Below are 24,988 nucleotides of genomic sequence, written 5' to 3' on the forward strand. Positions count from 1 at the left end.
TGTCGAACTAGGTAAAATCATTTTTGGGCTATTGAAGAAGAATTAAATATTCGAATATATATAAACTGTAGTTTTAACAAAAGTGAGCGCCCCCTTTTTAGGGAGAAGTCTCACTTTTGTTTTTTTATTGGGTTCTTTCACCAATACAAGGATATACTAACCGACATACAGTTACATATTGAGCCAACCGATAAATGGAATTTATTTTTAATTTTTTTACAGATAAATATTTTTCAAAAGGGGTAGATGAGATTGAGTACGAAGTATATTTTTGTTACCGGAGGCGTTGTTTCCTCATTAGGAAAAGGAATTACAGCAGCTTCACTTGGACGTTTATTAAAAAATCGAGGGGTAAAAGTAACGATTCAAAAATTTGACCCTTATATTAACGTGGACCCAGGAACAATGAGCCCATATCAGCACGGGGAAGTGTTCGTAACAGATGATGGAGCGGAAACAGATCTAGACTTAGGTCACTATGAGCGTTTTATCGATATTAACTTAAGCCAAAACAGTAACGTGACAACGGGTAAAATTTACTCAACTGTTATTAAAAAAGAACGCCGTGGCGATTACCTAGGTGGAACGGTACAAGTTATTCCACATGTTACGAACGAAATCAAAGAGCGTGTATTCCGTGCCGCCCGTGAAACAAAAGCAGATGTTGTTATTACAGAGATCGGAGGTACTGTAGGGGATATCGAGAGCTTACCGTTCCTTGAAGCGATCCGTCAAATTAAAAGTGACGTGGGCGTAAACAATGTTATGTATGTTCACTGTACGTTAATTCCTTACTTAGCAGCTGCTGGTGAAATGAAGTCAAAGCCGACTCAACATAGTGTAAAAGAACTTCGCAGTCTGGGAATTCAGCCGAACGTTATTGTCGTTCGTACAGAAAAGCCAGTACCTCAAGATATGAAAGAAAAAATTGCGTTATTCTGTGATATCGATAAAAATGCGGTCATAGAAGCACGCGATGCAGAAACATTATATCAAGTACCATTAGACCTTCAAGCTCAAGACTTAGATGATATTGTATGTAACTATTTAGGTCTGCAATGCGGCGATGCAGACATGGTCGAGTGGCAAGCTCTTGTTAATAAAGTACAAAACCTCTCGAAGAAAACGAAGATTGCTCTTGTTGGTAAATATGTAGCGTTACCAGATGCATATTTATCAGTTGCAGAAGCGCTTCGCCATGCAGGGTATGCATTCGATTCAGATATTGAAATCAAATGGGTAAACTCTGAGGAAGTAACACCAGAGAACGTGAAAGAATTACTTGGAGATGCTGACGGAATTCTAATTCCTGGTGGATTTGGCGACCGCGGTGTTGAAGGTAAAATTGCAGCGCTTCAATATGCAAGGGAAAACAAAGTGCCTATGTTAGGAATTTGCCTAGGAATGCAACTAGCATCAATCGAATTTGCACGCAACGTTCTTGGCTTAGAAGGAGCAAACTCAGCTGAGCTAAATCCAGAAACAAACTATCCGATCATTGACCTCTTACCAGAGCAAAAAGATGTTGAAGATATGGGCGGAACGTTACGTCTAGGGCTGTATCCTTGTAAATTAGTTGAAGGCAGTGTGGCTCAACAAGCATACGAAGAGCAAGTGGTGTACGAGCGTCACCGTCACCGTTACGAGTTCAATAATGAGTATCGCCAACAAATGGAAGAAAAAGGTTTTGTTTTCTCAGGGACGAGCCCAGATGGTCGCTTAGTAGAGATCATTGAAATCCAAGACCATCCGTTTTACGTAGCATCTCAGTTCCACCCAGAATTTGTTTCAAGACCAACAAGACCACAACCGTTATTCCGTGAGTTTATTAACGCATCATTAAATAAAGGCGCTGTTGTAAAAGAAACAACTTCAAACGGTGCATTTTAAGAGCTGAATAAGGCCGAATTTTATATTTAAGCGAAAAAACGAGTAAGATCCCTGTGATCCTACTCGTTTTTTTTATTTTTTTGCTGGGAATCCGGTTTGGCGACGAAGAAGCATAAAGTTATCGGCCCAATTGCACCAGATATCGGCGTAACTTTTAATATATCGACGAAGTCGCAACAGATATCGGCGAAATTTCTACTATATCGGCGAAACTGCATCACATATCGGCGTAACGCTAAATAGAAGCTCAATTGCTATCTAGAACGTTCTGCAGCACCGATCACTCATACTCAGCTAAAATATCTGTTGTAGTTAAGTGAAGGCAATGAAAGACAAACAGCGCAAGAAGAGCTGTGGGCGTTCCGATACGGGAGCCGTCATCGGTAGGAACCATTGGACTAGCTTGTAATTGAAACGTCAGGTCAGTTAAAGAATGTAACCCGCCGTCATCATCCTGGTCTTCCTTCGTTTCACCGAGGACTGCAATAAACGATTTATTTTTAGCTGTTATTGCATGGGCGATTTCCAGTGCCTTTTCATCGTGGCTGGAAGGTGAGAAGATGAAAGTGGTATCTTGATCCTCTAAAAGGGGTAAATCCTCCACGCTTTCAATTACTTTTACATTTTCAAAGCTGTCGATGCCATCTATAAACTGAGGAATAACACTTTTCATTTCTCCTGAAGCAAATAAATAAAGAGAATGTCCACTGACCACTGATTGGGCCATCATACGGCTGCAATCCTCAATCAATTCCTCGTGCTTTTCTTTTAACGACTTCATTTTTCCACTTAATTGCGTTGTAAATATTTGTATCATTTTCAATACTCCTCTAATTCTTTCAAATAATTTTTCTCATTGAATATAACCAAAAAAGAGGAAAATCACAAATGTATAGAGAATATAAATAATTGGATTAAACAGTATTTTAAGAATAAAACCTAAAATATAGATAACCAACAGGAGGGTAAACCATTGCCAAAAAAAATATTAGTCGTAGACGATCAGTATGGAATTCGTGTGTTATTAAATGAAATTCTTCAAAAAGATGGGTATACAATGTTTCAGGCTGCTAACGGAGTTCAAGCGCTGAAAATCGTGGAAGAGGAAGTGCCGGACCTCGTTTTATTAGATATGAAAATTCCAGGAATGGATGGACTTGAAATTCTTAAACGTATTAAGGAAATTAAACCGCATGTCGATGTGATGATGATGACGGCGTACGGAGAATTGAATATGATCAATGAGGCACTAAACCTAGGAGCGATTAATCACTTCGCTAAGCCTTTCGATATTGACGATGTGCGTAATGTTATTAAAGAGAACTTCAAGTCAAAAAATATTGGATAGACAAAAATTCGCCTTAAAGAATTAACACAGTCTCCTTTTTTACAAAAAGCATTGTTATGCTATAATGGGTTACGGTCATATTACGCTTACCAGTCATGGAAATGATTTGAATACATATTATTGGTTTTGGATATTTTTTTCTCATTAAGGGTATCTTGAAAAAGAATTTACCCGCGAATATCGGTAAGTTAAGATGGCTAGATGTAGCTTTAATTTAAGGAGGATGAAGAAATGCCTTTAGTTTCAATGACAGAAATGCTTAATAAAGCAAAGGCTGAAAAGTACGCTGTTGGACAATTTAACTTAAATAACTTGGAGTTTACTCAAGCGATTTTATTAGCGGCTGAAGAAGAAAAATCTCCAGTCATTTGTGGAGTATCTGAAGGTGCTGCTCGCTATATGGGTGGCTTCAAAACAATTGTAAATATGGTGAAATCTTTAATGGAAGAGTACAATGTTACGGTTCCAGTAGCAATTCACTTAGACCATGGATCTAGCTTCGAAAAGTGTGTAGAGGCTATTCACGCTGGATTCACTTCCGTTATGATCGACGGCTCTCACCACCCGCTTGAAGAAAACATCGCTATCACAAAACAAGTTGTTGCTGTTGCACATGCTCTCGGAGTATCTGTAGAAGCTGAACTTGGACGTATCGGTGGTCAAGAAGATGATTTAATCGTTGATGAAGCAGAAGCAGCATACGCGATTCCATCTGAGTGTGAGCAATTAGTTCGTGAAACAGGTGTAGATTGCTTCGCGCCTGCATTAGGTTCAGTTCACGGTCCATATAAAGGTGAGCCTAACTTAGGTTTTGACCGTATGAAAGAAATAGACGAATTAGTTGGTATTCCACTAGTTCTTCATGGTGGAACAGGTATTCCGACAAAAGATGTTCAAAAAGCGATCGAATATGGTCACGCAAAAATCAATGTAAATACAGAAAGCCAAATTTCTTCAGCGAAAGCAGTTCGTGAAGTTTTAGCTGAAAAGCCGGATCTTTATGACCCAAGAAAATTCTTAGGGCCTGCACGTGATGCAATTAAAGAAACGGTTAAAGGCAAAATGCGTGAATTTGGTTCTTCAAATAAAGCATAATACTCATCAGCAAGAGTTAAGAGCAGAATATAATCTTCTGCTTTTAACTCTTCATTATTAATAGTCGAAAAAATGAAAATCGACAACGATGGATAGGGGGAGCAAAATGAAATTCTTTATCGATACAGCAAATATTAATGAAATTCGCGAAGCGAATGATCTAGGTATTTTAGCAGGAGTGACGACGAATCCTTCACTTGTTGCTAAAGAAGGTGTTGATTTTCATGAACGTTTACGTGAAATTACAGCAATTGTATCAGGGTCTGTGAGTGCAGAAGTAATTGCAACAGATGCTGCAGGAATGATTGAAGAAGGAAAAGAGCTTGCAGCAATTGCCCCTAATATTACAATTAAAGTCCCGATGACAGTAGACGGGCTTAAAGCAGTACATGCTTTTTCTGAGTTGGGGATTAAAACGAATGTGACGCTTATCTTCTCAGCGGTTCAAGCACTGCTTGCTGCTAGAGCAGGTGCTACATATGTATCACCATTTCTTGGGCGCTTAGACGATATTGGGCACAATGGTTTAGATTTAATCACTCAGATTGTTGAAATTTTTGACGTCCATGGAATTCAAACAGAAATTATTGCTGCATCGATAAGACACCCCGTTCATGTGAGCGAAGCAGCGGCAAGAGGTGCACACATTGGAACGATTCCATATAAAGTCATTCATCAACTCGTTAAGCACCCTTTAACGGATCAAGGAATTGAAAAGTTTTTAGCCGACTGGGAAAAACAAAAAAGTAAATAGATAAAAAACAGAAAAAGCAGCTGACTCAACGATAGTGTCAGGCACCCTACTTACCGATTACTGATGCTAGAACATCTTTATTTTACTAATCAGGTGTTGGAGGGAGCTACACAACCTGAGTCGGCTTTTTTTCTTTGTAAGTTACCAAAATGGTATGAAAAAATACTTAAAATTTTAAAAAAACCCTTTATCTGAATTGAAATTGGTTATAATGGGAAGTATGTGCATGATAACATGAGCAAAACGATAGATCATTCACTTTAAAAAAGATGAGATTGGATGAGGAAGTGAATCAGTATGGAGAAATTACTTATCGAAGGTGGTTACCCTCTAGAGGGAACAGTACAAATTAGCGGAGCGAAAAACAGTGCTGTAGCCCTGATTCCGGCAGCAATATTAGCTGATTCCACTGTAACGATTGATAACTTACCGAGAATATCAGATGTACAATTATTAGCAGACTTATTAGAAGAAATAGGTGGAAAGGTCGAGTTAAAAGACCATGAAATGATTGTCGATCCTAAAGATATGGTAGCCATGCCTCTGCCTAATGGAAAAGTGAAGAAGCTTCGTGCTTCCTACTATTTAATGGGTGCGATGCTCGGAAAATTTAAAAAAGCAGTGATTGGTTTACCGGGTGGTTGCAATCTAGGGCCAAGACCAATTGACCAACATATTAAAGGCTTTGAAGCACTTGGAGCAACCGTAACAAATGAGCAAGGAGCCATTTACTTACGAGCGGATGAACTGCGAGGCGCAAAGATTTACTTAGATGTTGTGAGTGTCGGTGCAACGATTAACATTATGTTAGCGGCTGTAAAAGCAAAGGGCCGCACGATTATTGAAAATGCCGCAAAAGAGCCGGAGATTATTGATGTGGCTACATTGCTGAACAGCATGGGTGCTAAGATTAAAGGGGTAGGAACCAATGTCATTCGAATCGACGGTGTAGAAGAATTACATGGTTGCCGTCATTCGATTATCCCGGATCGAATTGAAGCAGGAACCTACATGATTATGGCTGCTGCCATCGGACAAAAAATCTTAATCGATAATATTATCCCATATCACGTCGAGTCGTTAATTGCGAAGCTTCGAGAAATGGGTTTAAAGATTGAGACCAATGACGATCAAGTGTTAATCCACAATTGCCTTGCGAAAACTGGCGTTGATATTAAAACCTTAGTTTATCCAGGGTTCCCGACGGATTTACAGCAACCATTCGGCACTTTGCTCACTCAAGCCGAAGGAACGAGCATTGTAACAGATACGATTTATAACGCCCGCTTTAAGCATATTGATGAATTACGCCGTATGGGAGCTAATGTAAAGGTTGAAGGTCGTTCAGCGATTATTTCAGGACCAACAAAACTTCAAGGTGCAAAAGTTAGAGCTAGTGACTTGCGTGCAGGTGCGGCTCTTGTTATTGCCGGCTTACTAGCAGAAGGTGTTACAGAACTAACGGGCCTAGAACACGTGGACCGGGGCTATGAGGACCTGGAAAATAAACTGTTAAACTTAGGTGCTAAAGTATGGCGTGAAAAAATGTCAGATGAAGAAGTCGAACAAGTAAAAAGTTCATAGAGACTTCAATCCTAAAGCTGGAAGTAGTATAGTATAAGAGAGATTAATTTTATGACAGTTTATAGTTAGGAAAGATGCCTTGCTTAATGTGATTTATGTTGTATGGTTTTTCAACGGTGTCTAACGTTAGGCACGTATGGGCAGCCAGCTGCTCGTAAGCAGGCACTTCAGCTTTCCAAACAACTGAATAAAAGGGGAGAATCGATATGGAACGAAGTCTATCAATGGAGCTTGTACGAGTAACAGAAGCTGCAGCCCTTGCGTCTGCACGTTGGATGGGTCGCGGGAAAAAAGATGAAGCAGATGAAGCGGCAACAGGAGCTATGCGTGATGTATTTGACACGATTCCGATGAAAGGAACTGTTGTTATCGGTGAAGGTGAAATGGACGAAGCACCGATGTTATACATAGGTGAAAAGCTAGGGACAGGCTATGGCCCTCGTGTCGATGTTGCTGTAGATCCGTTAGAAGGAACAAATATCGTAGCATCCGGTCAATGGAATGCACTGGCTGTCATTGCTGTTGCGGACCACGGCTGTTTATTACATGCACCAGACATGTATATGGATAAAATTGCAGTAGGACCAGAATCAGTGGGTAAAGTGAATATTGATGCACCTATCGCTGAGAATTTAGCTGCTGTTGCGAAGGCCAAAAATAAGGATATTGAAGATTTAGTTGTCGCGATCTTAAATCGTGAGCGCCATGCGCAAATGATTAAGGAAATTCGTGAAGCGGGTGCTAGAATTAAACTTATGCCTGATGGTGATGTTGCAGCTGCTATTAATACCGCATTTGAGGATACAGGTGTAGACATTATGCTAGGTTCTGGAGGGGCGCCTGAGGGTGTACTAGCAGCGGTCGGACTAAAATGTCTAGGCGGAGAACTTCAAGGAAAGTTATTACCGCAAAATGAAGAAGAATTAGAGCGTTGCCGTAAAATGGGAATTGACGATCCGAATCGTGTTTTAATGATGGATGATTTAGTAAAAGGTGACGATGCGATCTTTGCAGCTACGGGTGTAACGGATGGAGAGCTTTTAAGAGGAGTCCGTTATAAAGGGACTACTGCCGTAACACAATCGTTAGTTATGCGTGCAAAATCAGGAACGGTTCGATTTGTCGATGGAAAGCATAGTATGAAAAAGAAACCAGACTTAGTTATTAAATAAAGTTAATTGGATGCCACCAGCGAATATCTGTGGTATCCAATTTTTTTATGAATTTTAGTAAAGAATAATTGAATAAATCTCTATAGTGTGGTTAAAATAGTAACTATACGCAAAATAAATAGATCCTACATTTTCAAATGCTATTAAACTTCATTTTACTCCTTCTTTTATTAAGAGATCGTTTCCCGAATGAATTCATTCATTTTATTCAGCTTAAAATCATTTTTTAGATAAAGCAGTGTTCGTTGATTTAATTTTTAAAAAAATAACACAAAGTACATAAGTGTGGCTGCTGACGTATGAAAGTGTTTATTTGATTCAAATAAGGGTATTTTTTAGTATAAAAGAAAAGCGTGGTGTCCCAATGGGAATTAATTTAGCAGAATTAGAAAATAAGAAATTGAAAGAACTTTATGAGCTTGCGAAAGAATATAAAGTTTCTTACTATAGTAAGTTAAACAAAAAAGAATTAATCTTTGCGATTTTAAAAGGACAAGCTGAAAAAGATGGATTAATGTTTATGGAAGGTGTTCTTGAAATTATTCAATCAGAAGGATTTGGATTTTTAAGACCAATTAATTATCTTCCAAGCCAAGAAGATATTTACATTTCCGCATCGCAAATTCGCCGATTTGATCTAAGAAATGGTGATAAAGTTTCAGGTAAAGTAAGACCGCCAAAGGAAAACGAGCGTTATCACGGACTTTTACATGTAGAAGCGGTAAACGGTGAAGACCCAGATACTTCAAAGGAACGTCCTCACTTTCCGGCCTTAACTCCTCTTTATCCGAATGAAAAAATTCAGTTAGAAACACCAAACCCTAAGAAAATTTCATCACGAATTATCGATGTCATTTCACCGGTTGGATTTGGACAACGTGGTCTGATCGTAGCGCCGCCGAAAGCAGGTAAAACGTCATTACTGAAAGAAGTAGCCAACAGCATTGCTGAAAATCAGCCGGATGTGGAACTAATCGTTTTACTTATTGATGAGCGTCCGGAGGAAGTAACAGATATCGAACGTTCTGTAAAAGCAGAAGTTGTTAGCTCAACGTTTGATGAAGTCCCAGAAAATCATATTAAAGTCGCCGAGTTAGTATTAGAACGGGCAATGCGTCTAGTGGAGCATAAGAAAGACGTTGTCATTTTAATGGATAGTATAACTCGACTGGCGCGTGCTTATAACCTTGTCATTCCGCCGAGTGGACGTACATTATCAGGGGGGATTGATCCTGCAGCGTTCCACCGACCGAAACGTTTCTTCGGTGCCGCAAGAAATATTGAAGAGGGTGGAAGCTTAACGATCTTAGCTACAGCCTTAGTGGAGACAGGTTCTCGAATGGACGATGTTATCTATGAAGAATTTAAAGGTACAGGTAACATGGAATTACACTTAGACCGTAAATTGGCTGAACGTCGTATTTTCCCTGCGATTGATATTTTACGTTCAGGAACGCGTAAAGAAGAGCTGCTTTTACCGAAGGATCAGTTAGAAAAAATGTGGGCGATTCGCAAAACAATGACAGACTCTCCAGACTTCATGGATCACTTCATTCGCAGAATTAAAGAAACAAAGACAAATGAAGACTTTTTTGAAGCGATGGAAAAAGAGATGAGCGGGTTTAAGAAAGGCAGAAGATAAAGTTCCGGTATTATCCAGCAACTATATTCAAAATAAAGTTGCAAAATGGTCTATGCCTTGTTATAATTTCGTCATGTGTGATTTTAAACTCTGTTTCGAAAAGATTCAGGGCGGAAGGAGTTGAAACGAATGAGACCAGAAATCCATCCAGATTACCGTAAAGTGGTATTCTTAGATACAACTACTGGATTCAAGTTTCTAAGCGGTTCTACGAAGTACTCAAACGAAACGATTGAGTGGGAAGACGGTAACGAGTATCCATTACTTAAAGTGGAAATTAGTGCTGATTCACACCCATTCTACACTGGTAAGCAAAAGCTTGCTGATGCTGGTGGCCGTGTTGACCGCTTCAAGAAAAAATATAATCTTAAGTAATATCCGATTAGGAAGATACAGGCAAGTACCAACTTGCCTGTTTTTTCATATCTAGAGATGTAAAAACTAAACAATATCAGCTCTAGCTCCCGTGTACAATTGCTATGGATTCTATTCACATTGAAGAGAAACGATTAGCAAAAATGTTTTTTTCGCATAGAAATATTACGAGTGACTTGGAAGCTTTTTATATAGAACAACAATGCATAAGGGTGGGGAACGTTGCATGTACTTAATGAAAAAGGAAGGCTGGATTGAGGTCATCTGTGGAAGTATGTTTTCTGGAAAGTCAGAAGAACTCATTCGACGTGTCCGAAGAGTCAGCTACGGAAATTTAAAGGTTCAAGTCTTTAAGCCGGTGATCGATAATCGATACAGTGAAGTCGAAGTTGTTTCACATAGCGGTTCGAAAGTAATGGCACAGCCAGTCGGACAAGCAATAGACATTTTAAAATCGGTAAAAGAAGATACACAAGTAGTTGCCATTGATGAAATCCAATTTTTTGACGAAAACATTGTTGGTGTGGTCGATGAGCTGGCTAACAAAGGAAAAAGGGTCATCTGTGCGGGATTAGATCAGGATTTCCGTGGAGAGCCATTTGGTCCAATGCCACTACTCTTGTCATTAGCCGAAGAAGTGCAAAAATTACATGCCGTTTGTCCTTGCTGTGGTTCACCAGCGAGCAGAACACAGCGCTTGATTGAAGGACGACCGGCGAGTTATCATGACCCGATTATTTTAGTCGGCGCTTCTGAAAGCTATGAACCGCGTTGTCGTCATTGTCATGTTGTACCTGAAAAACCGCAGCTCGTTAAAGTGGAAAAAGTCAGATGCTGACGAAAAGTTAAGGTTGGGTAAATTTGTGCAGTAAGTAATGACGGGTAACGGGTACTCTATAAATGCAGCTTCATGAATGTTGCAATGGAGGTGCCCTACAATGAAGAAGTTCATAATTGGCTGTGGATTAAGTGCTTTACTGCTTTCGGCTTGTACGCCGGCCAATCCTCCGCAAGCGTTAGGGGGAAACCCAGGCGGATCTGGACAACAGGCGGCAGGCCAAGACATTAGCTATGGGATGTTAGGACCTGGTCCGATTAATTACCACGTCATTAATCACCGGCCAATTCCTCTACATGAAGGAGAAGTAAATCATAGTGCAAGTTTCCGTACATTAACACCAGACAGGCAAGACTTAGGTGACGATCAAGATAAAATTAGAGAAATCGTCGAGTTAAAAGGCTTTAGGCCAGGGATGATTATTATGGCTGGAAGTCATGTTTGGGTGAATGTCGATGACGCCGGAAACTTCCAGGGGAAAGCAAAAGAAAAGAAACTCAAGGAATTGCGAACTGCTTTACGGCAAGGGATTCCGCGGTATCAAATTCACGTAAATACAGGGGAACAACAACAATAATCTCTTGTTATGAGGTCGACTCGTTCGTATGGATCAGCGCTTCTAGTCTGGTAAGGCAGAAGCTTAAGATCTATACGCCCTGAGTCACCTCATTTTTGTTTCATCAGTTGCGCCAAAGCAGAGAAAAACATTGCTACACGAGTTTAGTGTCAGAAGCCACGTTGATGCATTGAGGGTGTGGCATTATTTTATTAGAATAAGGAATAGTCCTGTTCTAAAACGAGTGACAGAGCACATTTTTACATAAAAAGGAATAATTAAACTCTAAAGCAAGAGATAGAGCTCAATTTTGTAAATAAAAGGAATAAATGAAACCTAAAGCAAGAGATAGAGCTCAATTTTGTCACTAAAAGGAATAAATGAGCTCTAAAGTGAGAGATAGAGCAAAATTTTTCCAGTAAAAGGAATAATGGAGCTCTAAAGCAAGAAATAGAACAATATTTTGCCAGTAAAAGGAATAATTGGGCTCTAAAGCGAGAGATAGAGCATTGTTTTACCAGTAAAAGGAATAAATGAGCTCTAAAGCGAGAATAGAGCATTATTTTACCAGTAAAGGGAATAAATGAGCTCTAAAGATAGAGAAGCGCTGTCTTAACAAAAATTAAAATTGAACCCATGCTAATGCATTGCAAAATATAGAAACCACTCAAAAACAAGCTATCGCTGCCGGCGAGCTAATTGTTGGATGGGGTCCCAAACGCCATTATAAGGAGGCGCATAGGCCAAATCTAAGTCCTCTAATTCGGTGACCGTCATTTCATGGTAGAGAGCGACAGATAAAACATCAATGCGCTTATCGACGCCTGCTTCACCAATCACTTGGGCACCTAATAACCGGTTCGTAGCTTTATCGTAAATCATTTTTAACTGTAGTTGTTTCGGGTCAGGGTAGTAACCTGCGATGTGCAAGGCCTCACCTGAAATAATTTCGTATTCCAATCCTAATTGCTGGGCTTCTGTTTCATTCAAACCGGTTCGAGCCAACGTGAGATCAAAGAATTTTAAAATCGATGTTCCTGTCACGCCCTTAAATAGCCGGTGAATGCCTGCCATATTTAACCCCGCAACTCTTCCTTGCTTATTGGCGTGGGTGCCTAGAGGAATATGATCATTTTTTTGCTTCACCCGGTGAAATTGAGTAGCGCAGTCTCCTGCAGCCCACACATCCTCGAGATTCGTTTTCATATAGGCATCAACCATAATTGCCCCGTTTACGAAAAAATGAAGGCCAGTGTCTTTTAAAAAGCTTGTATTAGGTCTTGCTCCAACAGCAACGATGACGAGATCGGTATCGAGTTGTTGTTTATCGGTATTTATTTTTTGTACCATTCCATTTGCGCCTTCAAACGATTTAACGGATTCGTTTAAGTATAAGTGAACACCGTGTTTTTCCGCTTCATCGTGTATGAGGTTGGCCATGTCTTTATCAAAGATGGTTGCCAATTGGTTTTGTTGTTCAATGATAGCCACTTCAAGTCCGATATCTACGAGGTTTTCCGCCATCTCTAAACCAATGTAGCCCCCGCCGATAATCGTTGCTTTTTTCACCTGTCGACCGAGGTTTTCCTGTAGATCTTTAATATCGGGTATCGTTTTAATCGTATGAATTCCTTTTAAATCGCGGCCTTCCCAATTAGGCAGAACAGGATCAGCGCCAGTGGCGATCAGTAGTTTATCATATTCAATTGTAAATCTTTCGTTATTTTTTAGATTAGTGCCGCTTACCGTTTTTTTGTTTGGGTCGATTTGATTGACTTCATGATAAGTACGCGCATCGATTTTATATTTTTCACGAAACGTTTCTACATCTCTCGCGACTAGCTTTTCGGTCGTAGGAATATGCCCGCCAACAACATAAGGAAGACCGCATTGTGCATAGGAATAATAGCCGCCTCTTTCTAACGTAATAATAGTAGGGTTTTCTTCGTTTCTTACAATCTGCATCGCAGCACTCATTCCCGCTGCATCGCCTCCAATGATGACATACTTCATTTCAATCACCTCTTTTTTTCGTTTCATCCTTTTCATAGGACCTGTCGCACTACTACTATTCCCGAATACGGCTTTTGAAAACCAATGATGATAGAGTGAAAAAGTCTAAATTATGCCGTTAAACGGACTGAATTGCGGTTAGACTGAATAGATAAGAGGTTTGAGATTATGAAAAAAGCTGCAGGATGCAAAAGATTATACTCATTTTGACTCCCGAGGTGGCTTATACTATAATTAGACTGTTATGGACTGAAATAATGAGGTGAAGCGTGTGTTAGAACGTCTGCAATCACTAGAAGACAGATATGACCGATTAAATGAAATGCTAAGTGACCCTGAAGTCATTAGCGACTCGAAAAAATTACGTGAATATTCAAAAGAACAATCCGATCTAGAAGAAACGGTGCAAGCTTATCGCGAATATAAGAGTGTTGTCGAGCAATATAAGGAAGCGAAAGCAATGCTTGAAGAAAAGCTTGATAATGAAATGCACGAAATGGTAAAAGAAGAAATTAGTGAATTAGGAAAACAACAAACAGAGCTTGAAGCTCGTTTGAAAGTTCTTTTACTGCCAAAAGACCCGAATGATGACAAAAACGTTATCATGGAAATCCGCGGTGCTGCTGGAGGAGACGAAGCGGCATTATTTGCTGGCGACTTGTATCGTATGTACAGCCGTTTTGCAGAAACGCAAGGCTGGAAGACTGAAGTCATGGAAGCAAATACAACAGGTGTGGGTGGCTTTAAAGAGGTCATCTTTATGATTAATGGTAAAGGTGCTTATTCGAAGCTAAAGTATGAAAACGGTGCTCACCGTGTACAACGTGTTCCTGAAACGGAATCGGGCGGACGTATTCATACATCAACAGCAACGGTTGCGGTTTTACCAGAAGCGGAAGAAGTAGAAGTTGAAGTTCACGACAAAGATATCCGTGTCGATACGTTCGCTTCGAGTGGACCTGGTGGGCAAAGTGTTAATACGACAATGTCTGCTGTTCGCTTAACGCACTTACCAACGGGAATCGTTGTATCATGTCAAGATGAGAAGTCACAAATTAAAAATAAAGATAAAGCGATGAAAGTTCTTCGTGCGCGTATTTATGATAAGTTCCAACAAGAAGCTCAAGCTGAGTACTCAGAAAACCGTAAGCTTGCAGTTGGGACAGGTGACCGTTCGGAACGTATCCGTACGTACAACTTCCCGCAAAGCCGTGTAACGGACCATCGTATCGGGCTGACGTTACAAAAATTAGATCAAATTCTTCAAGGAAAGCTTGATGAAATCATCGATGCTTTAATCGTTGAAGAACAAGCAGACCTTATGACAAAGGCTGATTCGTAATATGAAGCAACCGATGAAAGTACACGAAGCCCTTAAATGGGCTTCTTCTTTTTTAGAAGAGCGGAACTTGGAGCAGCCTGTCGCACAAATTTTATTAAAGCATCATTTACAAAAAGATTTAACGCAATTATACATGGCCATGCATGATGAATTGTCAGAAGAGCAACATCAACATTTTATCGCCGACATTCATTCCTATGCTGACGGGACGCCTGTTCAACATTTAACGGGTGTGGAGCAGTTTTATGAGCGAACTTTTATTGTAAATCAAGATGTATTGATTCCAAGACCGGAAACGGAAGAGCTGGTTCAGGGCGTTTTGCAACGAATGGCAAAGAAATATTCAGAGCAAACGACGGTAAAAGTGGTTGATGTCGGGACAGGCAGTGGGGCGATTGCGATTACCCTAGCGTTAGAGAGTGAAAAAATGCAAGTAACAGCAGTAGACATTTCGGAAGCTGCACTCACTGTTGCGAAAGAAAATGGGACAAAGTTAGGTGCTGATGTAACTTGGATCCATGGAGACTTGCTACAACCACTCATTCGCTCAAATGACAAGGTCGATATCGTCGTTTCCAATCCACCGTATATTCCGATTGGGGAGCAAGAGACGCTATCACCGTATGTCAGCGAGAAAGAACCGGCTAGTGCTCTTTATGGTGGTGAAGACGGTCTCGATTTTTACCGACGGCTTACAGACGAAATTCCTTTTGTAACCGGTGATCATGCAATGGTTGCCTTTGAAATTGGGGCTGGTCAAGGGGAAGCGGTCTCACAACTTTTAAAAGACAAATTTCCGAAGGCTAGTGTTGAAGTCGTGTTTGACATTAATGGAAAAGATCGAATGGTCTTTGCGGAGTGGTAGAGTCTAGCATCTCTCGAGGAAGCGTGCTATAGGGATAGAAGAGCTGCTATTTTATAAGAAGAAAACGTTGTTGAATTTGTCGAATACTTTTTAGTTTAAAAGTGCTTCACCTAGACGACACTGTTGGTGTAGAAAGGTGGGAGCACTTATATGAATTTTAAAGTTCTTTTTTATCTATTATTCTTTGTTTTTATTCTAGTAATGAATTGGGAGTCTCAAAATTATATGGCAGCTGCTTCTTTCCACGATGAAGTCAGCCAAGAGGATGCGATTCGCTTACGGATCCTTGCTAATAGCGACTCGATTAAAGATCAAATGTTAAAAAGAGACATTCGCGATGAGGTGAATGCGACGATCACCGACTGGGTGCTGCATATCGACTCAATGGATGAAGCGAAAGATGTAATCGAAGCGAATTTAGAAGAAATAGAAGCAATTGTTGCAAAAAAACTAGCAAATAACGGAATTAAGCAATCCTTTAATGTAGAGTTTAATAGAGTTCAATTTCCAACGAAGTTATATGGTCACTTAGTTTATCCAGCGGGAGAATATGATGCCGTATTAATTACACTTGGTAGTGGCAATGGCGAGAATTGGTGGTGTGTCTTATTTCCACCGTTATGTTTCTTAGATTTTTCAAATGGTGATGCAATAGAGCATGAAGAGAATCATGAAGCGGTGGAAGTAGAAAATGAAGTAGAAGTAAAATTCTTCGTCTTTGAAATTTTTGATACGGTAAAAAGTTGGTTTGCCTAATAATAGAAAAAGTAGAATAATTGATAGAGTCCACTCATATATTGGTTGTAGTTAATAGATAACTGATTTTAAGGGAGGACGAGTTCGTGTCAATTGTTATACGAATTGCTGAAGCAAAGGATTTACTACCGATTCAACGCCTAGTGGCAAAAGCCGGTTTAACGGAAGAAGGAATTGAAAAAAGGCTCGATCACTTTTTAGTTGTAGAAACGGACGAAAAAGAAATTGTAGGAACAGTTGGAATTGAACCGCTTGGAAAAGATGGATTACTTCGTTCACTCGTCATTAAATCAGAACATTGGAATGCGAAAATAGGACTCGATTTTTTAGAAATTGCATTAGCTTACGCGAAACAAAAGGAATTAGATCAGCTCTATTTAATTACACCCCGTTCATTAGAATTCTTTGAATATCTAGGGTTTAAGATTATTGAGGACGAGCACATCCCGGAACATGTGGAAAACTCCCCGCACTTTGGCCAATACGTAAAAGGCGTAACGAAACTCATGGCCCTCGATCTACAAAACCTAGATAAAGCAAAGTAAATGCGGGCAAGAAAAGTCGACAGTGTGGTACCTGGTACCAATTGTATGGTACCAGGTACCTTTATTATATGTGATGAGGTATGCGGCACCTTTACTTAATTGAAGTGTCCACATGTGAGTAAGATGGAGAAATGAAGAGAAAATGGGAAGAAAAGCTGTTAATATCCATAAAGTTATACACAGGTTATCCACAAAGTGTGGGTAACTTTTTCTTTTTGTACATTATTGAAAATTCAGCAGGAGACAGAACTGCTGATTCTCCAGCGTTTTTCGACTTTGTTTGACAGGGTTATGAAAAGTAATAGAAAATAGAGTTTGAGGTGGATAAATCGTGAGTAATAAACAAACTGTGTATTGGACTGTGGATAAAAATAAAGATAACTTACATAAATGCAGTGAAATCAAGGAAGCCGCATTGTGGATAAAACAAGGTGAAGTTATCGCTTTTCCGACAGAGACCGTGTATGGTCTAGGTGGAAATGCAATGATGGATGAAGCGATAGAGAAAATCTTTACGGCAAAAGGAAGACCGAGCGACAACCCGCTTATTGTCCACGTGGCTTCAAAAGAACAAGTACGAATGTTAGTTTTGGAGATTCCTGCTTTAGCGGAAAAGTTAATGGATGCATTCTGGCCGGGCCCTTTAACGATCGTTTTACCAAGCAACAACAGCGTTTCGCAACGGGTAACTGCCAATTTACCGACCGTTGCTGTCCGCATCCCTGATCATCCTGTTGCTAAAGCGTTGTTGGAAGAAGCAAATGTACCGGTGGCGGCTCCAAGTGCTAATGTTTCGGGGAAGCCAAGCCCGACAACGGCGCAACATGTGAAACATGATTTGAATGGAAAAATCAAAGGCATTGTAGACGGCGGGAAAACAGGAGTCGGTGTCGAATCGACAGTTATTGATTGTACTGAAGCAATACCGGTTATATTAAGGCCGGGTGGAATTACCAAAGAACAACTCGAACATGTCGCAGGCCCTGTAAAAGTGGACCCTGCGCTGGAGCAAGAAGGCAACACACCGCGTTCTCCAGGTGTAAAATATACACACTATGCCCCGAATGCCGAGATGTACTTAGTTGCCGAATATCCACAAAGACTGCAGATGGTTGTGGATACGTATCGTCAAGAAGGAAAGCGGGTCGGTGTATTGACGACCGAAGAAGCGGTCAGCAACTATGAAGCAGACCTTATTCTTCCAAGTGGTTTTCGAGAAGATTTAGAAACGGTAGCCAGTCAATTATATGCGACGCTTCGTCAATTTGATGAGCATGAGATTGACATCATTTTAGCCGAAACTTTTCCTAAACAAGGTGTAGGTGAAGCCATTATGAATCGGCTAGAAAAAGCAGCGGGTAAAAAGGTGCTGCTTTAGCGGGTGACTTTTGATGAGCACAGCAGGACGTTAGTAACCGATTGTGTTGACTATAACTAACTGGGGGCTTTCCGTAACGAGGAAATCACAACGGCTCACGGGCGCCGCAATAGTTAGCGGACTCAGAAGCCCTTATTTCGGCAAAAAGAGTATTTTTTAGAGTTTAGAGGACTCAAAAGCCCTTATTTACTATAGTTTGAGGTATTTTTAGCGAAGTTTAGCCATATAAGGGCCTCTCAGTCCGCCAAGTACTCAAAATAGGTAGTTTTCGTTAAAATAAGTTCCTCTCAGTCCTCTTAGATTATGACGGGGGCGTTGAACAGTGTTAGGCTCAGCCTCCTGTAAATTTTTGGAGTCGGTGCCCTGTAATTTGAGCTTCAATGGCCTAACATCCTGAATTTACGGAAACTTACATTAACTATTAGCCCAAAATGATCTGTAATTATGGGAAGCTAACCGCGTGAACTCAATGCCAGCCCTTCCTCCTAACTCCCGCTCGAAATCTCTTTGTCTATTTCTCTTTGGACGTGCATACATTGAAGTAGCACGGACAAGGAGTGGTCACATTTGGGAGGAGAATTACTTACACTTTTTATTATGGCAACTGCACTAGGGATGGATGCCTTCTCGGTTGCGTTAGGAATGGGTTTAGTTGGACTCAGATACCGCCAAATGTTTAAGATCGGTATTGTAATTGGCGGTTTTCATATTATTATGCCTTTATTAGGAATCGTAACTGGAAAGCTCGTATCCAATTATTTTGGCTTGTTTGCCACTTATTTAGGAGGAGGACTCCTACTTTTCCTCGGTTTACAAATGTCCATCTCATCATTAAAAAAAGATGGGGGACGGATGATGAAACCGATTGGATTCGGTTTAATCATTTTTGCGCTAAGTGTCAGTCTCGATAGCTTTTCTGCGGGTCTGAGTCTCGGGATGCTAGGAGCTAAAACCGTCATCGCTGTGGCTGCTTTTGGTTTAATGAGTATGATTCTATCGTGGACCGGCCTTGTGATGGGTTCACGCTTTAAGGGCATCATTGGATCATACGGTGAACTTCTCGGCGGTTTAATTTTAATGGGATTTGGGGTTAAGTTACTTTTGCCCTAAATTGTATGATTTGAAAATAATGAAGTTGTGGTAAAATAAAAGAAAACTTAAATAATTAGGCAAAAAAGCTAGAAAGGATACGCGATTCAATGAAACGAGTACTTTTCGTATGCACAGGAAACACGTGCCGAAGTCCTATGGCAGAAGCCATACTAAAGCAAAAAATTAGTAATGAAATTGAAGTACAATCAGCTGGAATCTATGCAGCTCCAGGAAGTGAAGCGAGTTATCAAGCGATTGAAGTTCTTAAAGAGCGGGGCATCACCTCTGATCACCGGTCACAACAGCTGTCAGAGGAATTATTAGATTGGGCAACGATTGTATTAACGATGACAGCCAATCATAAGCAAGCCATCGTTACGCGATTTCCAGAACTACAAGACAAAGTATTTACATTAAAGGAATTTGCATTAGGGGAAGATAGTTTTACGGGGGATATCGCCGATCCATTTGGTGGTTCGGTTGAACAATATCGTGCAACTGCAGATGAAATTGAAAAATTACTAGAGAAATTTTCGGGTTCATAATATTTCTATTTAAATCCGAGTCATTTTTATTATTATGAGCGAGAGGTGTACCGTGGGGGAGAAAAAATCGTATAGTTTTAGTATTCGAAAGAAATTGGTGTTAGGAATAAGTGGACTTGCTATTATTACGTATGGAACAAGTGCATTTTTTATTTTCTTTTTAGCTGATTATTTACAAGGTCTTCTAAATGTTAACAGTGATCTATTTATCATCATTACATTAATTTTAGGTGTGATGTGGTGTGGGATTTTAGGATTTTTAGCAGCACCGCTCATTACAAAACCGTTACATGAACTTGAAGACGCGGCACGAAAAGCAACTGCAGGCGATATTGGCGTCGATGTTGCCATTTCTAAATCAGATGATGAGATTCGTGCATTAGGGTTAGCTTTTAATGAAATGCTGACAAGCCTGCGACACATGGTTCGAGATATTGATGAAAATTTTCAACAAACCAATCAAAAAGTAGCAGAGATTACAAATGCATCTGAACTAGCTTCCGAAAAAGCAGAAAATATCAGTCGTACGATTGAAGAAATTGCAAAAGGAGCAGAAGGTTCGGCGAATGCAATCCAAAATACAGCGGAGTCGATGGAAGATGTATCGACGATTGCGACACAAGTTCAAGACCGTGCATCGGCTTCTAAAAACTCTGCAGAACATATGGTCGAAAAGCTTACAGACAGCCGTCAAGTCATTGACCACCTCGTCACGGGAATAAAAAAATTAGCCGAAGATAATCAACATTCATTAACGGCGGTAGAACGATTAAACCACCAAGCAAAACAAGTCGAGGATATTATATCTTTAGTTGGTGACATTGCGGCGCAAACGAATTTGCTGGCGCTTAATGCATCGATTGAAGCTGCGCGTGCAGGAGAGCAAGGAAAAGGCTTTGCCGTTGTAGCCGATGAAGTCAGAAAATTGGCAGACGAAAGTTCAAAAGCTGTTCAAGGCATCACAAAACTAATTACTGATATCCAGCATGAAGTGCAAAATGTAGTGACACAAATTACAAATCAAGTAAAAGTCGCTAACGAACAATCGGTAAAAGGAACAGAAACGAACCAAGCGATTCGTCTGATGGAACAGTCAATTTTAGAAGTATCTGAAGCCATCCATGAGATTTCACAGTTGATTGATAACCAGTTAGGCTCTATTATGACAACAACGCAAGAAACACAAGAAGTAGCCGCCATTGCGGAAGAAACTTCAGCGGGTGCACTTGAAGTGGCAACGGCAACCGATCAACAAACGACGATTATAGAAGAGGTTGCAGCGACTGCACAGATATTAAATGGACAAGCTCAAAAGTTAAAAGCAACGATTGGAAAGTTTTCTACATAAAAATGGGGGTATTCAAGTGAAAGTAGCAATTGGATCAGATCATGGCGGTGTAAATATTAAAGAAGAGATTAAAACATTAATGGGCGAAATGGGCATTGAGTTTGAAGATGTAGGCTGCGAATGTTCAGAGTCAGTCGATTATCCAGACTATGCATTGCCAGTCGCTGAATTAGTAGCAAATGGTAAGGCGGACCGGGGAATTTTAGTGTGCGGCACAGGAATTGGCATGTCAATTGCTGCGAATAAAGTGAAGGGTGTCCGCTGTGCATTAGTACATGATTTATTTAGTGCGAAAGCAACGCGTGAACATAACGACAGTAACGTTTTAGCGATGGGTGAACGAGTAATTGGTCCAGGTCTAGCGCGTGAAATTGCAAAAGTTTGGTTAGAAACCGAGTATGAAGGTGGAAGACACGAGCGTCGTGTGAGTAAAATAAAAGAGTACGAAAATAAGTAATTGAGAGAAGGTGTACCCAGGATGGCCGATTTGATGGAGCAAATCAAAAAGGATATTCTGCAAGTGCTAAACGAACTTAATGAAGAAATGCCGTTATCAGCTGAACACATTCTTGTCATTGGAACGAGTACGAGCGAAGTAATTGGTAAAAAAATAGGAACAAGCGGATCAGAGGGTGTCAGTGAGACCCTCTTTTCCGCTTTTGCTGAATTTAAAGAACGAACAGGCGTGCAGTTAGCGTTTCAATGCTGTGAACATCTGAATCGAGCTATAGTCGTTGAAAGAGAAACGGCGAAAGAACAACGGCTTGAAATCGTTTCTGTCATCCCTGTAAAAGGGGCAGGCGGATCAATGGCAGCTCATGCCTATCTCAACATGAAAGAGCCTGTTGTTGTTGAAACGATAGCAGCCGATGCCGGCATCGATATTGGTGATACGCTGATTGGTATGCACTTAAAACGTGTGGCGGTGCCGTTGCGCAGTACGATTCGTTCTATTGGAGAAGCGCACGTTACACTTGCGAAAACGAGACCAAAGCTAATCGGCGGCGAGCGTGCCATCTATAGAAATCAAGGAAATGGTGAAGATTGTTTTTGATTTTTAAAAAAAGGTACGGATTTTGTCGTATATTGTGGTAGAATGAAATTGAATTTAAAAGTATAAACCGAAAAACACGAAGAATGCTTGCTACTGAAAGGGGAATAAAGATGGAAATGTTAAAAAATCAAGATCCTAAAGTATATGAAGCAATCCAACTTGAGTTAGGTCGACAACGAGATAAAATTGAAATGATTGCATCTGAAAACTTTGTAAGTGAAGCGGTAATGGAAACACAAGGTTCTGTTCTTACAAACAAATATGCAGAAGGCTACCCAGGTCGCCGTTACTATGGCGGTTGTGAATATGTAGACATCGTGGAAGATTTAGCTCGTGACCGTGCGAAAGAAATCTTCGGTGCAGAGTACGTGAACGTTCAACCGCACTCAGGCGCACAAGCGAACATGGCGGTTTATTTTACGATTTTAGAGCAAGGCGATACAGTACTTGGAATGAACTTATCTCACGGTGGTCACTTAACACACGGAAGCCCAGTTAACTTCAGTGGCGTTCAATACAATTTCGTAGAGTACGGTGTTGATAAAGAAACACAAACAATTGACTACGATAAAGTTCTTGAGCTGGCAAAAGAACATAAGCCAAAACTAATTGTAGCGGGTGCGAGTGCCTATCCGCGTGAAATTGACTTTGCTAAGTTCCGTTCAATCGCGGATGAAGTGGGCGCGTACTTAATGGTCGATATGGCACATATTGCAGGACTTGTAGCAGCTGGTTTGCACCCAAGCCCTGTACCGCACGCTCATTTTGTAACGACAACAACCCATAAAACATTACGCGGTCCTCGTGGTGGGATGATTCTTTGCCTTGAAGAATTCGGTAGAAAAATCGATAAATCGATTTTTCCTGGAATTCAAGGTGGTCCGTTAATGCATGTGATCGCTGCTAAAGCAGTTGCATTCGGTGAAGCATTACAACCGGAATTTAAAACATATGCAGAAAACATCATCAAAAATGCAAAGCGTCTAGGTGAAAAGCTAATGAGCGAGGGAATCCAAATCGTATCAGGCGGTACAGACAACCACCTTTTACTTTTAGACTTAACGGGCTTAAAGTTAACAGGTAAAGTAGCTGAGCATGCACTCGATGAAGTTGGAATTACAACGAACAAAAACACAATTCCATTCGATCCAGAAAGCCCATTCGTAACAAGCGGAATTCGTATCGGTACAGCGGCAGTAACATCACGCGGTCTTGACGAAGAAGCAATGGATGAACTTGGCGAAATCATCGCGCTCACATTGAAAAACATCGACAACGAAGAAAAGCTGAAAGAAGCAAGTGCACGTGTCGATGCCCTGACAAAAAAATTCCCAATGTATCCTAATCTATAAGTTTTAAAAGTGATCGAAAAGGCTGTCTCTAACTGTTAGAGGCCGCCTTTTTATTTTGGTATGGTGCAGTGGGTAGCGATTAGTCTTAGGCGGGGCGGTGTTTTACGTGAAGGGCAGGAACGCATGAATAAGAGCTTTGGTGTCAAGAGGTGTGGTAGCAGTGAGTAAGATTAGAGCACTCACAGGACCTTATTTTGCATAAATCATAAGATTTTTAAAAGTAAGGGACTTGAGAGGCCTTTATTTGCTGATTTTACAACTAATTATTGATCATTTTAGCCAAATAAGAGCTTCTGAGTTCCCCAAACTAACAAAACAAGCCGTTTTCTTTAAAATAAGAGCCTCTCAGTGCCCTATACTCAAATAGACTCGTTTCAAACTCATACTCAAGCTGCGGTAGTACTCATATCCATTGCAGGTAATTCACATTCAAGCTACGGTAATACTCAAATCGGTTGCAGACAATTCCATTCACAGCAGCAATATTAACAATATTAATTCTTATATTCTTTGCGAAATAACTATCATTCAAGTTCGCGATTAACCTCAAACGGAAGTTGCAAATCGCATTAAGAGCCACTGAGTCAAGTAATTATAGAGTGCAAGACAGTATTTCTCGCAACTTACTATGAATGACCGCCGGCAATGCTGTTTTATTCTATAATGAAACGTAACCTTGAATATTTTTGTTTTTTTTTGTAGAATTTTGAGGAGTGATTTACATATCTAAAATGCTCGTCAAAACATTTAAAAAGGAGCTAACATAATGAGCAAAGTATTTGTGTTTGACCACCCGTTAATTCAACATAAGCTAACTTACATTCGTGATAAATCTACAGGAACTAAAGAATTCCGTGAACTTGTTGATGAAGTAGCTGCCCTTATGGCATTTGAAATTACACGTGAACTACCACTGCAAGAAGTTACAGTAGAAACACCGGTTGGACCAGCAAAATCGATGACAATCGCAGGTAAAAAATTAGGTCTTGTCCCAATCTTACGTGCAGGACTTGGTATGGTAGACGGGATTTTACGCCTTATCCCAGCAGCGAAAGTAGGTCACGTAGGTTTATACCGTGACCCGGAAACTCTTCAACCGGTTGAGTATTATGTAAAATTACCAGCGGATGTAGAAGAGCGTGAGTTTATCGTCATTGACCCGATGCTCGCAACAGGAGGATCAGCCGTTGAAGCGATTCACAGCCTTAAAAAGCGTGGCGCGAAAACGATTAAATTAATGTGCTTAATCGCAGCACCAGAAGGCGTAGAAGTTGTTAAAGAAGCACACCCTGACGTAGATATTTACTTAGCTGCGCTCGACGAAAAACTAAACGAAAAAGGTTATATCGTACCAGGTCTTGGAGACGCTGGAGACCGTTTGTTTGGAACGAAGTAATCCTTAAAATAAAAAATAATAATACTACGGCTTCACGAGAGTAAGTCG

General features: G+C 40.4%; 24 protein-coding genes. 22 read left to right on the forward strand and 2 right to left on the reverse strand.

All coding sequences use genetic code 11. The annotated features are described in order from the left end of the window. Positions 1 to 252: 252 nt before the first annotated feature. Positions 253 to 1,890, forward strand: a complete 1,638-nt coding sequence (gene pyrG / locus N7Z68_RS14900; protein WP_275119284.1) for a CTP synthase — start codon at positions 253 to 255, stop codon at positions 1,888 to 1,890. Positions 1,891 to 2,170: 280 nt separating this feature from the next. Here the strand turns inward: pyrG and N7Z68_RS14905 are convergent, their stop codons facing one another. After that, positions 2,171 to 2,707, reverse strand: coding sequence for a DUF2529 family protein (locus N7Z68_RS14905; RefSeq protein WP_275119285.1), 537 nt, complete (start codon positions 2,705 to 2,707; stop codon positions 2,171 to 2,173). Positions 2,708 to 2,863: 156 nt separating this feature from the next. Here N7Z68_RS14905 and N7Z68_RS14910 point away from each other — a divergent pair, with 156 nt between their 5' ends. The 9 genes from N7Z68_RS14910 (at position 2,864) to N7Z68_RS14950 (ending at position 11,275) form a co-directional block, all read left to right on the forward strand. Next, positions 2,864 to 3,238: a response regulator gene (locus N7Z68_RS14910; RefSeq protein ID WP_275119286.1), complete on the forward strand. Its 375-nt coding sequence runs from the start codon at positions 2,864 to 2,866 to the stop codon at positions 3,236 to 3,238. 231 nt (positions 3,239 to 3,469) lie between these two features. After that, on the forward strand, positions 3,470 to 4,333 hold the full coding sequence (fba, locus tag N7Z68_RS14915) for a class II fructose-1,6-bisphosphate aldolase (protein WP_275119287.1): 864 nt from the start codon (positions 3,470 to 3,472) through the stop codon (positions 4,331 to 4,333). Positions 4,334 to 4,439: 106 nt separating this feature from the next. Further along, positions 4,440 to 5,087 (forward strand): fructose-6-phosphate aldolase, encoded by a 648-nt coding sequence (gene fsa / locus N7Z68_RS14920; RefSeq protein WP_275119288.1) that lies wholly within the window; start codon positions 4,440 to 4,442, stop codon positions 5,085 to 5,087. Between the two features lie 297 nt (positions 5,088 to 5,384). Beyond that, entirely contained in the window at positions 5,385 to 6,671 is a 1,287-nt protein-coding gene (murA, locus tag N7Z68_RS14925) for a UDP-N-acetylglucosamine 1-carboxyvinyltransferase (protein ID WP_275119289.1), read from the forward strand. 206 nt (positions 6,672 to 6,877) lie between these two features. Next, the gene (gene glpX, locus N7Z68_RS14930) at positions 6,878 to 7,843 is read left to right on the forward strand and encodes a class II fructose-bisphosphatase (protein ID WP_275119290.1); all 966 of its coding nucleotides are present in this window, start codon (positions 6,878 to 6,880) and stop codon (positions 7,841 to 7,843) included. Between the two features lie 364 nt (positions 7,844 to 8,207). Then, on the forward strand, positions 8,208 to 9,485 hold the full coding sequence (rho, locus tag N7Z68_RS14935; protein ID WP_275119291.1) for a transcription termination factor Rho: 1,278 nt from the start codon (positions 8,208 to 8,210) through the stop codon (positions 9,483 to 9,485). A gap of 129 nt (positions 9,486 to 9,614) precedes the next feature. Further along, positions 9,615 to 9,860, forward strand: coding sequence for a type B 50S ribosomal protein L31 (locus tag N7Z68_RS14940; protein WP_216829967.1), 246 nt, complete (start codon positions 9,615 to 9,617; stop codon positions 9,858 to 9,860). A gap of 226 nt (positions 9,861 to 10,086) precedes the next feature. After that, complete coding sequence (locus tag N7Z68_RS14945; RefSeq protein ID WP_275119292.1) at positions 10,087 to 10,698, forward strand: thymidine kinase; 612 nt, start codon at positions 10,087 to 10,089, stop codon at positions 10,696 to 10,698. Between the two features lie 100 nt (positions 10,699 to 10,798). Continuing rightward, on the forward strand, positions 10,799 to 11,275 hold the full coding sequence (locus N7Z68_RS14950; protein ID WP_275119293.1) for a hypothetical protein: 477 nt from the start codon (positions 10,799 to 10,801) through the stop codon (positions 11,273 to 11,275). 657 nt (positions 11,276 to 11,932) lie between these two features. Here N7Z68_RS14950 and N7Z68_RS14955 read toward each other — a convergent pair. After that, positions 11,933 to 13,267: an FAD-dependent oxidoreductase gene (locus N7Z68_RS14955; RefSeq protein WP_275119294.1), complete on the reverse strand. Its 1,335-nt coding sequence runs from the start codon at positions 13,265 to 13,267 to the stop codon at positions 11,933 to 11,935. 271 nt (positions 13,268 to 13,538) lie between these two features. Here N7Z68_RS14955 and prfA point away from each other — a divergent pair, with 271 nt between their 5' ends. From prfA to upp, 12 genes are all read left to right on the forward strand, one after another. Continuing rightward, positions 13,539 to 14,609 (forward strand): peptide chain release factor 1, encoded by a 1,071-nt coding sequence (prfA, locus tag N7Z68_RS14960; RefSeq protein ID WP_275119295.1) that lies wholly within the window; start codon positions 13,539 to 13,541, stop codon positions 14,607 to 14,609. A gap of 13 nt (positions 14,610 to 14,622) precedes the next feature. Next, the gene (gene prmC, locus N7Z68_RS14965; protein ID WP_275119345.1) at positions 14,623 to 15,474 is read left to right on the forward strand and encodes a peptide chain release factor N(5)-glutamine methyltransferase; all 852 of its coding nucleotides are present in this window, start codon (positions 14,623 to 14,625) and stop codon (positions 15,472 to 15,474) included. A gap of 150 nt (positions 15,475 to 15,624) precedes the next feature. Beyond that, positions 15,625 to 16,230 carry a stage II sporulation protein R gene (gene spoIIR, locus N7Z68_RS14970; RefSeq protein ID WP_275119296.1) on the forward strand — a complete coding sequence of 202 codons (606 nt, stop codon included), beginning with the start codon at positions 15,625 to 15,627 and terminating at the stop codon, positions 16,228 to 16,230. Between the two features lie 86 nt (positions 16,231 to 16,316). After that, positions 16,317 to 16,775, forward strand: coding sequence for a GNAT family N-acetyltransferase (locus tag N7Z68_RS14975; RefSeq protein WP_275119297.1), 459 nt, complete (start codon positions 16,317 to 16,319; stop codon positions 16,773 to 16,775). A 331-nt stretch (positions 16,776 to 17,106) separates the two neighbouring features. Continuing rightward, positions 17,107 to 18,153, forward strand: a complete 1,047-nt coding sequence (locus N7Z68_RS14980; RefSeq protein ID WP_373323154.1) for an L-threonylcarbamoyladenylate synthase — start codon at positions 17,107 to 17,109, stop codon at positions 18,151 to 18,153. Positions 18,154 to 18,750: 597 nt separating this feature from the next. Beyond that, positions 18,751 to 19,263 (forward strand): manganese efflux pump MntP, encoded by a 513-nt coding sequence (locus tag N7Z68_RS14985; RefSeq protein WP_275119347.1) that lies wholly within the window; start codon positions 18,751 to 18,753, stop codon positions 19,261 to 19,263. An 89-nt stretch (positions 19,264 to 19,352) separates the two neighbouring features. After that, positions 19,353 to 19,790 carry a low molecular weight protein arginine phosphatase gene (locus N7Z68_RS14990; RefSeq protein WP_275119298.1) on the forward strand — a complete coding sequence of 146 codons (438 nt, stop codon included), beginning with the start codon at positions 19,353 to 19,355 and terminating at the stop codon, positions 19,788 to 19,790. A 52-nt stretch (positions 19,791 to 19,842) separates the two neighbouring features. Next, positions 19,843 to 21,138 (forward strand): methyl-accepting chemotaxis protein, encoded by a 1,296-nt coding sequence (locus N7Z68_RS14995; protein ID WP_275119299.1) that lies wholly within the window; start codon positions 19,843 to 19,845, stop codon positions 21,136 to 21,138. A gap of 16 nt (positions 21,139 to 21,154) precedes the next feature. Further along, positions 21,155 to 21,595, forward strand: a complete 441-nt coding sequence (gene rpiB / locus N7Z68_RS15000; protein WP_275119300.1) for a ribose 5-phosphate isomerase B — start codon at positions 21,155 to 21,157, stop codon at positions 21,593 to 21,595. Between the two features lie 21 nt (positions 21,596 to 21,616). Then, positions 21,617 to 22,192 carry a TIGR01440 family protein gene (locus N7Z68_RS15005; RefSeq protein ID WP_275119301.1) on the forward strand — a complete coding sequence of 192 codons (576 nt, stop codon included), beginning with the start codon at positions 21,617 to 21,619 and terminating at the stop codon, positions 22,190 to 22,192. Positions 22,193 to 22,302: 110 nt separating this feature from the next. After that, entirely contained in the window at positions 22,303 to 23,544 is a 1,242-nt protein-coding gene (glyA, locus tag N7Z68_RS15010; RefSeq protein ID WP_275119302.1) for a serine hydroxymethyltransferase, read from the forward strand. Positions 23,545 to 24,310: 766 nt separating this feature from the next. After that, entirely contained in the window at positions 24,311 to 24,940 is a 630-nt protein-coding gene (upp, locus tag N7Z68_RS15015) for a uracil phosphoribosyltransferase (protein ID WP_275119303.1), read from the forward strand. The last annotated feature ends 48 nt before the right edge of the window (positions 24,941 to 24,988 follow it).

It is taken from the genome of Alkalihalobacterium chitinilyticum (assembly GCF_029028005.1).
Classification (GTDB): domain Bacteria; phylum Bacillota; class Bacilli; order Bacillales; family Bacillaceae_F; genus Alkalihalobacterium; species Alkalihalobacterium chitinilyticum.